The following is a 15,589-nucleotide window of genomic DNA, read 5'->3' as shown; positions in this document are numbered from 1 at the left end:
AAGAACCTTGAAATTGTTTCCATCAACCTTGGGTTCGCCGTATACGCAAACGTATAGCCCATTTGCGTTCCACCCGCTTCTTATATCTTGGCAAAGAACGGTAGATTCGAAGCCCTTCCTGAACCGCTTGTTTTGCATCTTCTTTCCGGTTCATCTGCTCATAAATAGCCGCGAGACGGTAATAAGCTTCGCAGGAAGAGGAATGGATTTCCTGGAACGCTTCGATATAAGAAAGAGCTCTCTCCGCATCTTGATTCGAGTAATAGGCGGCCAGTCTTAGATAAGGAGCTCCATATTTGACTCTAGGGTTAAGCAAGAGCGCTTTACTCATGGCTGCTTCGCCTTCTTCCGACTTACCGGTCTGCATGAGGCAAAGACCAAGATCATCCCAATATTCAGCGGAATCATCAAGCATACGCTCGAGTGGTGCAAGCAGGCTTAATGCTTCGTTGTATTTTTTCTTTTCGATTAATATTCTGGCAATCTCCACTTTGGAGGATGTATCGTTAGGAGACTGCGCAATATGGCGCTTCAGCTTCTTTAACCTGGAGGAGCGGCGAATTGGCTTCAGCAGACTAGGCGTTAATCCAATAAATCTCCGTTCTATAACGTATACAATAAATAACAACACCAAGATTGCAATTATTGGGTTACCAAACAACCATGTAAAAAAAACAAATAGTAAAAAGATTTTCCCCATTGCAACCCCCTGATTTTCAACCATCATTTGGTTTAATATGTATTAATCTTAACATAACCCTATCATCTTGAGAAATAGATTTCACCGCTGCTTCCAGGAAACAGAACTACAAACGGCCTATTAACAGCATATTCCACCTGGCTCGGATTGATCATGGAAACGCAAGGAATCACAATAAAAAAAGAGCTGTCTATGTGGCTCATCTGCAGCCACTTAGACAACTCTTCCCGTTATAATTCTCTACCGATACAAATTCCGATCCTCTGCTTCGCGCAGCCAGATCTGCATGAATCCAGCTTCCCGATTGTCCCATGTATAATACGGAATAAGCTCGCAGAGCGCGCCTTCTGCCGTCTTTCCTCGCAGAACCGTTACACCACCTAACAAATCTTCACGATGTTCCGTAACAAATGGCTCATGCGCGTTCATCGCGAAGTCATCATAGCTTAGTCCGGTATTGCTGGACTGCTCGAGGCAGTACACAACCGGCCCCCGCTGGAATGCGATTCGACCGCGATTCTCTTCCACTTCCGGCCGTGAACGGACCACTTCAACTGGAGTATCCATCTCTAGTTCAATCGTATCACCTGGTGCCCAGTGACGCTTGAGAACAAGATAGCCCTTCTCCGCCAGCGCCTCCGCACCTTGAACACGCTCACCTTGTGCGAATACCTGATAACTCCTGCACCATCCCGGCAGGCGGAGCCGTACCGTAAATTCACTGACCTGCTCCGGCGATATGCTTACTGATATGCGGCCTTTCCACGGATACGCTGTAGACTGGGCAATCAACACTTTACCCGCATTTTCCACTTCAATAGTCGTTTCGCTGCTCAAATATTGGTTAACCGCAATACCGTCTACTGTTGCCGCATACGTATATTGGCCAACCGCCGGCAGGAACCGAACAAGATTCGTTGGACAGCATGATGTATGGAACCATTCCACCCGATGATGCTCGCCTTTCGATGCTAACGGATTCACATAGAAGAAACGATCGCCAGACAGCGAGATACCCGACAATGCCCCATTAAACAATTCACGTTCCACCACATCCGCGTATTTCCCATCGCCATGCAACAGATTCATCCGGTGGTTCCAGAAGGCCATAGCGATCGCTGCACAGGTCTCACAATAAGCCGATTCATTAGGCAGATCATAATCATGGGTGAAGCCTTCGTTATGCACAGACGGCCCAATGCCACCTGTCACGTACATATTCCGTTCGACCGTATGCGCCCACACCCGATCAAGCGCTTCGAGATACTCTGGATTCCCCGAAGCAATTACAACATCCGCCATTGCCGTGTACAGATACATAGCCCGGACGGCATGCCCTTTCACTTCACGGATATCCCGTACCGGAACATCATCCTGGCAATACGCTGGTCCCCAATCTGCCTTATCCCAGATGGCGCCAACCCCATGTCCATGTCCGCGCTCCTCCAGAAGCCAGAGTGCCAGCTTCCAATAGCGCTCCTCACCCGTAGCTCCGTACAGCTTCACGAGCGCAAGCTCAATCTCCTCATGTCCTTCTGCCCAGTGGCGTTTTCCTGGTCCAAACAACGAATCATAATGGTCCGCCATTCGGCAGGCCACATCCAGCAATGTACGCTTGCCCGTCGCTTGATAATAGGCAACCGCCGCTTCAATCAGATGGCCGCCATTGTACATTTCATGCTTTTCCATGTCCGTCCATTTGAGATCAGGCGCTTCGACCGTATAATACGTAGACAAATACCCATCGCTCTCCTGTGCAGCTTCGATCAGTCCGATAATCCGATCAATCTCCGCTTCGAGCTTTGGATCACGATCCGTCATAAGGGAGTATGCCGCACCTTCTAGTACCTTGTAGACATCGGAATCATTGTAGTACATGCCTTCATATTTGCCTTCGATTAGCCCGCCTGCCAGCGCAAAATTCGCGATCCGATTCGTCTTCTCGCATTGGTCCAGACAGACACCAATCGTTACATTCTTGATTGTCTCAAGCCGCGGACGCCAGAAAGCATCACTGATGGATACATTGGAAAAAGGGACGCCTTGCCACCCTTTTATCACATTCGACTGCTTCATAATGGTCATTGCCATGCCTCCTAAAAAGAATGCTCACACAGATGGCGCAATTCTCGCTTCTTACCCTTTCAGCCCCGTCAGTGTAATTCCTTCAAGGAAGAATCGTTGTCCAACTAAAAAGACTAATACGCATGGCAGTACAACAGCGGTTGAGGCTGCCATCAATAAATCCCACTGTGCATTATAACTGCCTTGGAACATCTGCAGACCAAGTGCAAGGGTAAACCGGCTGTCACTCTTCAAATAAATAAGTGGTCCCATAAAGTCATTCCATGAGCCAAGGAATGTAAAGAGCGCAACGACTATAACGGCTGAACGGCTGAGCGGAAGCAGAATCCGCCAATAGATTTGGAAATAAGTCGCTCCGTCCACAACAGCCGCCTCATCAAAGTCTTGAGGAATCGACATGTAGAATTGACGCAGCAGGAAGATATTAAACATACCGCCGCCGAAATATGAAGGAAGGATCAGCGGATAGAACGTATCGTAGAATCCAAGCTCCTTCCAGCCGAGAAAACTAGGAATGAGTGTTACCGCTCCTGGCAGCATCATTGCAGACATCAGAATAGCAAACACCATATCGCGGCCCTTCCACTTAATGCGGGAGAAGCCGAATGCAGCAATGGTACTGGAGACGACTGTGCCGATCAATACACCGGCTACGATAATAAGCGTATTTTTGAAGAAAGCGCCAAACGGCACGACCGTCATGGCTTCCTTGAAGTTTTCAAAGTGAAAAGGCTTCGGAATCCACTGCGGCGGCATGATGAAAATTTGAGACAGATCCATCACCGAGCTGCGCAGCAGCCACACAAACGGCACGATAAACATCACGGAAATAATCAGCAGGGTAGTAAACCCCGCAGTAAGTTTTAGCCTGGATTCTCTCATTACCGTTCCCCCTCATAATGCACCCAGGATTTCGAGGTTTTGAAGATAAGCACCGTAAAGATCATAATAATAACGAACAACACCCAAGCAAGTGCGGATGCATAGCCCATTTCCGTATCACGGAAGGCCGTTCTCCATAGGTAGAAGACAAAGAACAAGCTTTTGTTATTAGGTCCACCTTGGGTCAGGATATAAGCTTCACTGAACACCTGGAAGGAGCCGATAATCGTCATAATCGTATTGAAGAAGATCGTTGGCGTCAGCATTGGAATCGTAATATGACGCAGCTTGCTGTACCAGCCGCCGCCGTCTACATCAATCGCTTCGTAATAGGACTTCGGTACACCAGACAAGCCGGCGAGGAAGATAATTACTGTCCCACCAATTCCCCATAATGTCGTAAGCACGACGGATGGGATAACACTGCCCTCTCCGAACAGCCACGAGCTTGTCGGCAGGTGCAGCCATTCTAGAACGGTATTAAGCAAGCCTAGATCAGGGTTCATCAGCCACAGCCAGATCATCGAAGAGGCAACCGCCGGAACGATACTTGGCAGGTAGATAATCGTCCGGAAAAGTGAACGACCCTTTAGGTTCATATTCAGCAAAATGGCCAGGAAGAACGAGATAATGATGACCGCTGGTACGCGCAAAATAACAAAATAGAAGGTGGTACCAAGCGACTTGTAGAACAGATCATCTTCACCGCTGAACAGCTTTGTATAATTGTCCAAACCGATAAAGTGAGTTGTATCCTTGAATACGTTGTAATCCGTTAAGCTTAAATATAAGCTGGCTATCATCGGACCTAATGTAAAAATGATAAAGCCGATTATCGCCGGCGCTGTAAAGAGCAGACCATAGAACAACGCCTTCTTCTCTCTTTTGGAGAATTTATTCCTGGCTCTTGTCCCCGCTGGCTGCACATCTTTTGCCGTCATTTCCATGCCGTATCCCTCCTGTCTATGAAAGAGGACAACGTTCTTGGAGCCAAGAACCGCTGTCCTCTCCTTTAGTCCACTACCGCAGACTGCTTACTCGACGTCACGCCGGCCTTGCACCTGCTGCTGTGCCTTCGCGGCGATGGAATCAAGCGCTTCCTGGGCCGACTGTTTGCCCAGCCACACTTTATCCAGAGCGGGATTTACGATATCCATAATTTTATTAAAGTTTTTCACATAAGCCGTTGGGGTTGCATGGCTGTGATTGAGCAGCATATCGATAACTGCACCTTGGTAGCCGGATGGACGGGCAGGCAGATCCTTCGTCCACTTCGCCAGCTTCTCACTGTCGGTATACCAGTCTTTAGGAGCTGGCATCCAAGTTCCGTTTGTCAGCATATCAAGCGATGCTTCCGGGTCAAGCAGTGCCTTCAGGAGCTCCCAAGCTTCCTGTGGATGCTTCGTCGATTTGAAGATGGAGAACATGCCGGCCACAACCGTTGTTACCGGTTCTTTCATCACAGGCAGGACACCTACGTTAAAGTGAACCTTGGATTCAGCAAGCGATGAAGTAGCCCATTGACCATCAATAGCCATAGCGACTTTCTTCGTCTGCAGGGCCACGTTTGTTCCCGGGATATTTTTCGACTGCAGTGGAGATGGAGCGACATGATACACATTAATCAGATCAGCAAGCTTTTGAATAACTTCTACAGCCGCTGGTTGATTAAGAGCGAAGGTCTTACCGTCTGCTGACAGGAAATCTCCACCATTGGAATAGATAAAGTTACTGTATTGCCCCCACCATGTCGGAAGGTTAATACCAAATTGTTTAATATTTTTAGGATCAAAGTTTGGATCTGTCGCATTCCGTCCCTTATTATCAAGCGTCAACTGTTTCGCGACATCAACGAACTGATCCCAGGTCCATGCTTTGGAAATATCAGATGGAGGCGGTTCGATACCAGCATCCTTGAATACATCTTCGTTATAGAACAGTCCGAATGTTTCGGGGCCTGGGCCAATGCCGATAATATTGCCCGGCGCCTGGGAATACGTAATATTCGGAACGATTGAGTCGAGTGTAATTTGTTGATCGCTTGCAAGGAAGTCCTGCAAATTCAGGAACTTGCCTTCTTCAGCGAGCGGGAAGGCGATCGTCGCAGACTCCATCATCGCTACATCTGGCTCATCGTTGCCGGCAACCATCGTTGTCAGCTTTGTATCGTAATCACCGCTGCTAATCGATTGGAATTCGACTTTAACGTTTGGATGATCCTGCTCGAAATTGGCAATGGCAGATTTGTATGCCGCTACCTCTGCCGGAGCGCCCCATCCGGTCAGCTTCAGAGTAATTTTCTCGCCGCTCTTCGTATCCGTTCCGGCATTGTTTGTTGAAGTGCTTGTGTTATCACTGGATGAGGAATTATTAGAACTATCAGACTTGGTACAGCCAGACATAACAAGCACAGCTGACAGAACCGTAACCATAAACGCGGAAGTGTATTTCCATCGATTCATAATCATTTTTTCGAGCCCCTCTCTTATTTCCATCCTCATGGTTCATAGCTGCAGTCTATGATTGTTTTTATTGTAGATCATAGATAACGCTTACAAAACCCGAGCATTTCTAGAATGGTGGACTTTTATTGGATCTTGTGCGGAAGATGGATCACAATGCTTGTCCCCTTGCCTCGAGTGGAGTCTATGCGGATCCCATACTCGTCACCATACGCCATCCGGATACGCGAAATCGTATTTTTAATGCCAACAGATGCAGATTCCTTATATAAAATTGTATCTATACCTTCTTTGCTGATTCCACGTCCATTGTCGCTGATCTCGAAATACCGGCTTTCCCCTTCCGTCCAACCCCGGATTGTAATTTCCCCGCCTTCCTCCATGCCGCTGAACCCATGCAGTATCGCATTCTCCACAAAGGGCTGGAATAGCAGCCTTGGCACTTTCTCCTCGTAGAGTATCGGCTCGATCTCATATGAAACAATGAACTTCCCTTCGAATCGTGCTGACATGATGAAGAAATAATTGCGAATCCATTCCAGCTCGTCTGTCAGATGAACAGCTCCCCAGTCCTTGCGGGACGTATAATGCAGCATATTGGATAAACAGACGAGCATCTTGCTGAGTTCAGTTTGATTGTTCTCAATGGCTGTCCAGTTCATAATATTGAGCGTATTGTACAGAAAATGAGGATTCATCTGCATATTTAATGCCTGAATTTCGGCTTCTTTCTCTTTTAGCTTAATCTCGTAATTTTCTTTCACAAGCATCTCAATCCGGTCATTCATCCGGTTAAAGCGCTGCGAAAGCAGTCCAAACTCATCCTGCCTTGTCACCTCGACACGAGTCCCGAAATCCCCTTCGCCAACCGACCGCATGGCACTCATCAGCTTTTTGATCGGTCCGGTGATGCGGCTCAGAATGAAATAAGCAAATAGGAGAGCAACAACACTTAAAGCAATTGCGCTGACAAGCGTGGAGGTACGTATAACTGGCACAAGGCTTTCAACAAGTACAGACTGCGGAGTAACAACAATGGACAGCCATCCTGTTATTTCGGAACGGGCATAGCTGACGATCTGACTGCGCCCGTCAATTTTAATCCGCGCTGTCCCGCTATCCTTGTCCCGAAACTGGTCAAGCCAGTCTTCCTTAAACGGCTTTGTAACGAGAGTGGAATCGCTTGAAGCGACAACAATATCTTCCGGATTCAGCACCATATAAGTGGAACCGGCTGGAATGCTCTTCTCGAACAATTGGTCCATTACGGTTGATTTGAAGCTGATGGTAAGCACGGGACGTTCTACATCCGGCTTCAGCTTAACTAGGGTGCTGTCCTCCATATGAGAGAAATTGAGCAGTCTTGTTGCCGAGAACAAGTAACGGAAGTCGATCGACCCGTTCTCCAGCCATGGCTGATTGAACATCTGAATAAAATCATATGTCGGATACCAGACCATTTTCCCGCCTGCCTTAACAGCCTCCTTATAGATGTCTGACTGTACCGGATTGCCAAGCGGCATTTGCACGGAGCTTCCAAAATTGTAATAGGAGGTCCACAGCTGTGCTGAATAGACATCCTCATTGAGAGAGTAATATTTGCTTAAGATAGCTGTAATCTGTCGGTCAGCCGCCAGCAGCTCTTCTTCCTTTGCCGGATTGAGATCGTTAAAAATCTGGAACAGGTCTTTGTCCACAAATAGTGCCCGGCTGTTCTGATCTGCGATGCCAAGCTTTGTGTCGATCACATCATTATTTTTCATGACCACATCGTACACATTTTTCTGTGCCTGCTCGGTCACAACATTAAGGCTTGTCCGGTAGAATAGTGAGCTGAGTACAAGCAGCGGCAGTGCAATCAGTATCAAATAGCTGAGCAGCAGCCTCTTCCTGAATGTCATCGTGAATCGCCTCCGGTTAATGGACGTGCTGTATGCTTATAAGCTTCCGGCGACAAGCCGACCTGCCGTTTGAAGATTCGGGTAAAATATTTCGTATCCCGGTAACCGCAGCGTTCTGCAATTTCGTATATTTTGAGCTTCCCTGATGCCAGCAGCACTTTCGCTTCCCGTATCCGCGATTCAGTTAGATGATCCGAGAACGAACGGCCAGTACGGCTTTTGATCAACGTGCTGAAATAAGACGGATTGAAATGGAACTGCTCGGCTGCCATCTCAAGCGTAATATCCTCAAAGTAATGGGACTGAATCCAGCTTAAGCACTGCTCAACGGCAACATCGCCGCTGCCCTGCTTCCGATCCGTAAGCGCCTGATGAACAGCTCCCAGACAGTACATCAGCTGCTTCAGCAGTTCATCGCTCGTGCTGCAGGAAGGAATAGAATTGGAAGCTGTCTCCGTGAGTACGCTTCCAACCTGCGGATCAATAATACCTGAGGTTCGGCTTTTGATCTTAATCAAGGTTAACGCAGCATAATTGATCATCAGCTTAGGGTCAGTGTAACCGCCGGCTGCCAGAGTCTTGAACGCTTCTTGGCACATTTCCTCTGCTTTCTTGAAGGAAGCTTCTTGAAGGGCTTCGAACAACAGCTCTCCATCCAGCTTATAGAGCGCTTCCTTCGGCTCATATGCGGCAATCTCCTCCGCAGCTACAACTCCCTGCCATTCATCATGGAAAGCATAATGCAAAGCCGTCTCCGCCCTCTGATACAAATCTGGAATGCCTTCGTGAATGGTCCGGACAGCCATCCCGTGAACGACTTTGCCATGCAGCAGCTGCCAGGAAGATATACAATCCCTCAGTCCTGCAGCAAGCTCTGCTGCTGACAGGTCTGACAATTGTCCGAGCTTCAGCGCGGTAACAAGCCTGTCTCCCTGCTGCATGGTCTGAAGCGGAAATACACAGGCTTGTCCAAATTTCTCGGCGAAGCTCCTGAGCTTCCCGGAGAGCTCTTCCATCAGTTGAGGCGGAATCGCTTCCTCTGCTTCTAATCTTCTTATATCTGTCAGCAGGAGGACATTCACCTCCTGAAGAAGCGGCCACTCCTCCAATTCGGCACCTTGGTCCGAAGGCAGCTCGCCGATCAGCCACTGATGAAGCAACCGGCTTCGATAAGCGGGAGAGGCAAGTTCAAGCTTTTGCTTTAACTCAGCAGATTCCCCTCGCTCTTTGGCTTCTGCCGCGAACTGCTCCTCCAGCCGCTGCAGCAGCGTCTCCACCTTCTCTATGTCTACAGGCTTAAGCAAATAATCATAAGCGCCGTGCCGAATAGCAGTCTGGGCATATTCAAACAGATTGTAGGCAGACACCATAACAACCTTGGTCTGCAAGCCTTCTTCCTTAAGCAGCTGCAAGAAAGCTAGACCATCCAAATTAGGCATCTGGATGTCGCTCAGCACTACATCTGGCAGATTTTCTTTTACCATGGCAAGTGCGACTGCTCCGTCTTTGGCCGTACTCACTTTTGCCTCCGGACGCATCGATTGGATCATGCCAGCCATCCCTCTTAAGTGCCTTGGTTCATCGTCGACGATCAGAATGTTCATATCGTACTTCCTTCCCCCTTGGTGCAGGCCGTTTTCTAATACAGTACTACGCGGCAGCAAGCCTGAATAGGGGAGTACCCAAAAGAAACAAATTTACCATTAATCTCATAATCCTGAAGCGAATGAGGAATAGTAGTGGAGGATGTGGTCAATCACCTGAAATATGGAAATGGAGGAAAAGTTATAATGTCTGCAAATGAGATGAATGGCTCAAACGCAACCGGAGCTGGCGGAGCTGCAGATAACCGTAAAGCGGCGGGAGAAACGGATATGACGCTGACAACAAGGCAGGGTCATCCCGTAACAGATAACCAGAACATCAGAACAGTAAGCAACCGTGGTCCTGCCACGTTAGAAAATTATCACTTTATCGAGAAAATTACGCACTTCGACCGGGAACGTGTACCTGAACGTGTCGTGCATGGACGTGGCGCGGGTGCACATGGCTATTTCGAAGCATATGGAACCTTTGGCAACGAACCAATCAGCAAATATACGAGAGCGAAGCTGTTCCAGGAAAAAGGGAAACAAACGCCTGTCTTCGTTCGCTTCTCCAGCGTTATTCACGGCGGGCATTCGCCGGAAACACTACGTGATCCTCGCGGATTCGCTACAAAGTTCTACACCGAAGACGGCAACTGGGATCTGGTTGGCAACAATCTGAAAGTCTTCTTCATCCGCGATGCGATGAAGTTCCCGGATATGGTTCATGCCTTTAAGCCAGATCCCGTAACCAACATTCAGAGTATGGAGCGTTTCTTTGATTTCGTGTCCAATTCCCCTGAAGCAACGCATATGATTACCTTCCTGTTCTCACCATGGGGTATTCCGGCTAACTACCGTCAAATGCAAGGTTCTGGGGTGAATACATACAAGTGGGTAAATGCTCAGGGCGAGGCTGTTCTCGTCAAATATCATTGGGATCCGCAGCAAGGTATCCGTAATCTAACTCAAAGTGAAGCGGAAGAAATTCAAGCAAAAAACTTCAATCATGCGACACAGGATTTGTATGAAGCGATTGAGCGCGGTGATTATCCAGCGTGGGAACTGAAGGTTCAAATCATGGAGGATGGCGAGCATCCGGAGCTTGATTTCGATCCACTTGATGATACAAAACTATGGGATGAAGACAAATTCCCTATGGTTCCTGTAGGTAAGATGGTGCTTAACAAAAACCCGGAAAATTACTTTGCAGAAGTAGAACAGGCGGCGTTTGGTACGGGGGTTCTGGTGGACGGACTAGACTTCTCAGACGATAAAATGCTCCAAGGGCGTACATTATCCTACTCGGATACTCAGCGTTACCGTATTGGCGCGAACTACTTGCAGCTGCCGATTAATGCGCCAAAAAAACGTGCCGCGACGAATCAGCGTGACGGCCAAATGTCCTTCTATGTGGATGTAGCTCCTGGGCAAAATCCACATATCAACTATGAGCCGTCGAGCTTAAACGGCCTTGTAGAGGCTGAAGCCTCCGGTGAGCCGCATAAGCCGCATTATGATGCGGATCTGGTTCAACAAGCGATCGACCGCACAAACAACTTTGGCCAAGCAGGCGATACATTCCGGAAGTTGGAGCAATGGGAACGTGATGAGCTCATTCATAATCTTGGTGATGCGTTATCGACCTGTGCACCTGTCATCCAAGAGAAGATGCTTGCCAATTTGACCAATGCTGATCCGGAGTACGGCCGCCTTGTCGCGGAATCCATCAAGAAATCGGCTGCGATGAAATCCGATCATATCGGTACATTCCCGGCTCGCGAAGGGATGGAAATTGCTGAGGAATTGGGACATCGGACGGACGGCTACTAGATCGCAAACAAATAGAAGGGCTGTCCAACCGGTCATCAACATGACAGGATGGACAGTCCTTCTTTATTATAAGCGCCCATTTTCCCTACATACAGCACCATTGCCACGGCCAATTCATACTATAATTTTGACTGTATCCCTTAACCTTGTTAAACCATAAAAACCCGAGCAAGGAGGGGTGACAAACTTGAAGGGTATTATACTATAATTAAATAAACATTGATATATCAAGGCTTTTGAGTCACAATATTAATTGTTGATGCAAATTTGATGCAAATCAATAAGGGGCTGATTTTCGTGGGTAAGAAGAGTGATACCAGTAAAACCAAGGATAACATCTATTTTAACGAAGAAGTAAAAAACGGCAAGCCCTATTGGTTCCAGGTTATGGTTGATGGCAAGCGTGTTACTCGCCGCGGTTTTCGGACTCGTACTGAGGCTAAAAAGGCACGTGATGAACTTACTGTAGATATGAATCGTGGCTCTTACATCGATCCAACTAAAATCACCTTTGGAGAGTACTTCCTTGATTGGGTTAATAACCGGAGTAACATCGAAGAAACAACTCGCGAATTGTACTTATCTTTCCATGAGAGACATGTCAAAGAACGGATCGGCAAAATTGAACTTTCTAAATTAGCTGCAATGGATATCCTTAAGTTCTTGAAATACTTAAAGACTGATGCAAACTCGCGGACTGGTAAAGGGCTAGGAGACGAAACTGTCAGACGTATGTATGCAACAATAAACACTGCACTTAATGATGCTGCTACTTTGGATATCATCGATATTAATCCCGTATCCAAATTACCTAAGAACGAGCGGCCACGTGTTGAGAAAAAAGAACGGGAAATATGGAATAATGATTCAGTGAAACTAGTGCTGTCAAGCAGCAAGGGCACGACTCGCTTTTGGATCGCATACTTCCTCGCAATCATGACTGGCATGAGACAAGGCGAGATATTAGGCCTCAAATGGGCTGACATAGACTTTGACAAGCGGACCATTTCAATTCGTCGGAGCTTGCAGAAGAATACAACAACGCTTAAAAAAGTTAAGACCAGAAAAAGTAATCGGGTTATAAGTATGTCACCTCTAACAGCTGCATTTCTGCTCGAGCATCGAGATATTATTGATGTAGAGAAAAGGATACTTGGCAAACAATATCAAGACAATGATCTTGTTGTATGTTCACGCTTAGGCACTCCAGCACGCGCCAATAAGGTGCTGGAGATGTGGTACAACATCTGTGATAAATATAAACCTGAGCATGAGCCCAAAATCACTTATCACGATCTCAGGCACCAGAGCGCCAGCATCATGCTTAATGAGCGCGAGGATATCCGAGTTGTCTCTGAGAGACTTGGACACTCCACTGTAACAACAACGCTTAATACTTATTCCCACCTTCTCCCTACAGGCCAGGAGAAAGCAGTTTTATCTCTTGACCGAACTATTGGATTCGATATTGAATAAAGACAAAGAAAGAACAAGGGCACTTACTCCCCTTGTTCTTCTTTTTTTTCATCGCCGTTAAACCACTTATAGAATGATTCCTTTGGTATTACTATTTTCCGTCCGATTTTTATTACGCGAAACTCTCCTGAGTTTACAAGCTTATAAGCTTGATTCAGTCCAATTCCAAGGATACGCCGGATGTCAGACACCTCTAAGGTCTCAGGCTCGTATCCTTCCTTGTAAACGTCCATTTCCCCTCACCTCACCTTAATATATTCTCGTTTACCATGTCCTAATGTTCATTCCTCTTCCCACTCCTCGTCCGTTTTTTCAACGGCTATGTCAAGAGTAAGGGCGAGTTTATAGAATGCCTTCCAGCGAATCTTGATGTATGTTCCCTTGCTGATCGGTGGGTTGAACTTCTGGTTATACACCGCGAAGTCGTATACGTAATCTTCTTTCATATAGCGTTCTTCAATCAGCAGCCGTTCCTTTGGATGCAATCGCCTTACAGCCCGCTCGATACGTTCACAGTAATTTCTCCGCTGTGCTGGTACATCTACGTTGTGAATTGCGATGCTAGCCGTTTGATCAGTAGTCGTACCGGTATAACTGCGAGGCATATCACTGTATCCTGCAGTTGTGCTAGCCTCACGTTCATCGAAGGTTATCGTCTTGAAGATCCGATACTTCTCAAGTGCTGACTCAACAGCCAGCTGAGTCCTTCTCCTATCCAGCTCCGGCAATTCGAAGTTGAGTTGCATAAATCACCTCATGTGCTTCAGTAATCATACTTGTACTTATAAAGCGCGGTTAAAAGGATTCAAGCGCTCATAATTCCCACACTCTAACGCCCTGAATTTCTTGCATTCGCCGCCTAATTTGTCACACTCATGGTCAAATTCACCGCGATTCATTTCGTAATCTGCCGTCATGTGTTTGCAAGTGAAGCAATTTTCACCCTCAGGATTACAAACACAGATTAACTCATGCTTCTCGATTGTTGATTTTCTTGCCGCCAACTTTTTGCAATGATCGCATTTATAGCGTGTGACTTCCTTCAAACGGCAGCCCCTCCCTTCGATGTATCTTTGTCCCAAGAAAACCAAACGGCGAAACATATGAAGACTACCCCGAATGATCTCCTTTCGAAGTTGTGGTAATGTATCCGATCAAATGCGATACCAGCGCCTAGCATCTGAACACGCCCAGTCTCTACCTTAAAATTCATTGTTCTAACCTCCCCATATACACCAACCTGTAAGTAACCCCAATCCGAATATAGCCAAAACAATAACTACAAAGATTACTAAAAGCACGATGCCCTCGTTGTCTTCAAAAATGTTAAACAAAAACTTCACCTCCATAAGTGCGTTAGAGCCCCGATCCGGATGAACCGGGGCCGAAATCATTTAGATTTTTGATATCATCCAAAACGCCAAACCCAGAATCCTAGGCAGAGTGCTACATAACCAATCCGTTCCCAGTTCCAGTGACGCATACGTTAGTCCTCGAGGTCGTCGTTGTCTGCGCCTGCCGGCTGCTGGTCTTCTTCGGAATCTTCCTGGGCCTCTCCAGCTTCTTCAGCTTCAGAACCCTCTTGCTCCTCTACATCCTCAGGGAGTTCATCTTCTGATTCTTCAGCTGGCTCCTGCTCAGTCTCCTCACCCGACTCTTGCTCTTGGTCAGACGGCTCTGTCGTTTCCTCATCTGGTGCCGGCTGCTCCCCGACCTCTTCCAAGGTCACTTGGCCTTCATCTTTCTGGTTCAAGTTGATTGTCCCGTCCGAGTTAACTGTGCCTCGAACGCCTTCCCGCGAAGAATGGTACTCGTAGTAGTCATCAACATCAGTTTGCGAGCTATTGAATGTGATGTAAGCCGTGCCTTGCTTCTTGATTTGACGGAGGATTTCCAATTGATCGCCATTTAAAGAATCCAGGGTAAGTGTGATAACTTCTTCTTTCGCGAGCTTGATATCTTTGATCTTTGCGTTAATAAATGTTTTCATGGTTAAATTGCCTCCCTAGATTTGGTTTCCAAATTGTTTTTGATTAAGAATAGGTTTAATGCCAACTTGCTGATCCCGAGTCGCTCGGCTAACTTCTTTCGTGGCATGTGCTGATGATGGTTTTTCATATAGAAAACTTGATCTTCCGAAAGAGTGATTGCACTTGCCTCATCGATAAGTGAATCTGGCTGCGGAATACTATCCAACTCAGAACTCACCTTCACCAGCTCGTATTTCAGATCTGGATCAACATAATGCCGGTAGCTTTTCTGTTTGCCAGTACGGATGAGGACTTTTTGAGCTTTTAAGTACCTCATTACCTCATACGCTGTTCTACTGTTGCTTTTAAAGCCTGCTTTCTCCAACATTGGTGGTAATGCGATACCAGGGCTCTCTTGAACAACCTTGACCAAGTCGAGCTGTCGTTGCGTCAGTTTTACCATATACCTTCCTTTCCACCGCACATATGTTCGGTTTAATAGCAGTAGTTGGCCGCCAGCTCGCCGATTACAGCCGTGTGCATTAAATGATTTTGATGACGATCACCAGCAGAATGCCGATTACAACGCCGAACAATACATAGATGTTTTTGCTATCCTTTTCGTTCAGAGCGCACCTCCTAGATGGGATGGCCGGCTTATGAACATTCGATGTTTTGATTAATCAATGGCTGC

14 protein-coding genes are annotated in these 15,589 nt (G+C 47.1%); 2 read left to right on the top strand and 12 right to left on the bottom strand.

All coding sequences use genetic code 11. The annotated features are described in order from the left end of the window. Positions 1-22: 22 nt before the first annotated feature. The 7 genes from FHS17_RS16965 to FHS17_RS16935 all read right to left on the bottom strand — a co-directional run bounded on the left by FHS17_RS16965 (position 23) and on the right by FHS17_RS16935 (position 9,634). Positions 23-700, bottom strand: coding sequence for a tetratricopeptide repeat protein (locus FHS17_RS16965; RefSeq protein ID WP_167279628.1), 678 nt, complete (start codon positions 698-700; stop codon positions 23-25). Positions 701-940: 240 nt separating this feature from the next. Then, a complete protein-coding gene (locus tag FHS17_RS16960) occupies positions 941-2,785 on the bottom strand; it encodes a glycoside hydrolase family 127 protein (RefSeq protein WP_167279627.1) in 1,845 nt (614 codons plus the stop codon). Between the two features lie 51 nt (positions 2,786-2,836). Then, a complete protein-coding gene (locus tag FHS17_RS16955; RefSeq protein WP_167279626.1) occupies positions 2,837-3,667 on the bottom strand; it encodes a carbohydrate ABC transporter permease in 831 nt (276 codons plus the stop codon). Continuing rightward, positions 3,667-4,614, bottom strand: coding sequence for a carbohydrate ABC transporter permease (locus FHS17_RS16950; protein WP_415639892.1), 948 nt, complete (start codon positions 4,612-4,614; stop codon positions 3,667-3,669). Before FHS17_RS16950 ends, FHS17_RS16955 begins: the two co-directional genes overlap by 1 nt. Positions 4,615-4,701: 87 nt before the next feature. Next, positions 4,702-6,135: an ABC transporter substrate-binding protein gene (locus tag FHS17_RS16945; protein WP_167279625.1), complete on the bottom strand. Its 1,434-nt coding sequence runs from the start codon at positions 6,133-6,135 to the stop codon at positions 4,702-4,704. A 119-nt stretch (positions 6,136-6,254) separates the two neighbouring features. Further along, entirely contained in the window at positions 6,255-8,030 is a 1,776-nt protein-coding gene (locus FHS17_RS16940) for a cache domain-containing sensor histidine kinase (RefSeq protein WP_167279624.1), read from the bottom strand. Further along, positions 8,027-9,634 carry a response regulator transcription factor gene (locus FHS17_RS16935; RefSeq protein ID WP_167279623.1) on the bottom strand — a complete coding sequence of 536 codons (1,608 nt, stop codon included), beginning with the start codon at positions 9,632-9,634 and terminating at the stop codon, positions 8,027-8,029. The genes FHS17_RS16940 and FHS17_RS16935 overlap by 4 nt, the downstream gene beginning before the upstream one ends. Before the next feature lie 186 nt (positions 9,635-9,820). Between FHS17_RS16935 and FHS17_RS16930 the strand changes: the two genes are divergently transcribed. Together FHS17_RS16930 and FHS17_RS16925 are read left to right on the top strand one after the other, a co-directional pair. Further along, positions 9,821-11,449, top strand: coding sequence for a catalase (locus FHS17_RS16930; RefSeq protein WP_167279622.1), 1,629 nt, complete (start codon positions 9,821-9,823; stop codon positions 11,447-11,449). 297 nt (positions 11,450-11,746) lie between these two features. Continuing rightward, positions 11,747-12,925, top strand: a complete 1,179-nt coding sequence (locus FHS17_RS16925; RefSeq protein WP_167279621.1) for a tyrosine-type recombinase/integrase — start codon at positions 11,747-11,749, stop codon at positions 12,923-12,925. A gap of 23 nt (positions 12,926-12,948) precedes the next feature. On the opposite strand, the gene FHS17_RS16920 is transcribed toward FHS17_RS16925, so the two are convergent. The 5 genes from FHS17_RS16920 to FHS17_RS16900 form a co-directional block, all read right to left on the bottom strand. Next, on the bottom strand, positions 12,949-13,158 hold the full coding sequence (locus tag FHS17_RS16920) for a helix-turn-helix domain-containing protein (RefSeq protein WP_167279620.1): 210 nt from the start codon (positions 13,156-13,158) through the stop codon (positions 12,949-12,951). A gap of 48 nt (positions 13,159-13,206) precedes the next feature. Beyond that, complete coding sequence (locus tag FHS17_RS16915) at positions 13,207-13,671, bottom strand: ArpU family phage packaging/lysis transcriptional regulator (RefSeq protein ID WP_167279619.1); 465 nt, start codon at positions 13,669-13,671, stop codon at positions 13,207-13,209. A gap of 36 nt (positions 13,672-13,707) precedes the next feature. Next, positions 13,708-13,971, bottom strand: a complete 264-nt coding sequence (locus tag FHS17_RS16910; RefSeq protein ID WP_167279618.1) for a hypothetical protein — start codon at positions 13,969-13,971, stop codon at positions 13,708-13,710. 440 nt (positions 13,972-14,411) lie between these two features. Continuing rightward, positions 14,412-14,915, bottom strand: coding sequence for a hypothetical protein (locus tag FHS17_RS16905; protein WP_167279617.1), 504 nt, complete (start codon positions 14,913-14,915; stop codon positions 14,412-14,414). A gap of 2 nt (positions 14,916-14,917) precedes the next feature. Further along, on the bottom strand, positions 14,918-15,358 hold the full coding sequence (locus FHS17_RS16900) for a hypothetical protein (protein ID WP_167279616.1): 441 nt from the start codon (positions 15,356-15,358) through the stop codon (positions 14,918-14,920). Between the last annotated feature and the right edge of the window lie 231 nt (positions 15,359-15,589).

It is taken from the genome of Paenibacillus lupini (assembly GCF_011761355.1).
Classification (GTDB): domain Bacteria; phylum Bacillota; class Bacilli; order Paenibacillales; family Paenibacillaceae; genus Pristimantibacillus; species Pristimantibacillus lupini.
This window is presented reverse-complemented; position numbering and strand designations above follow the sequence as displayed.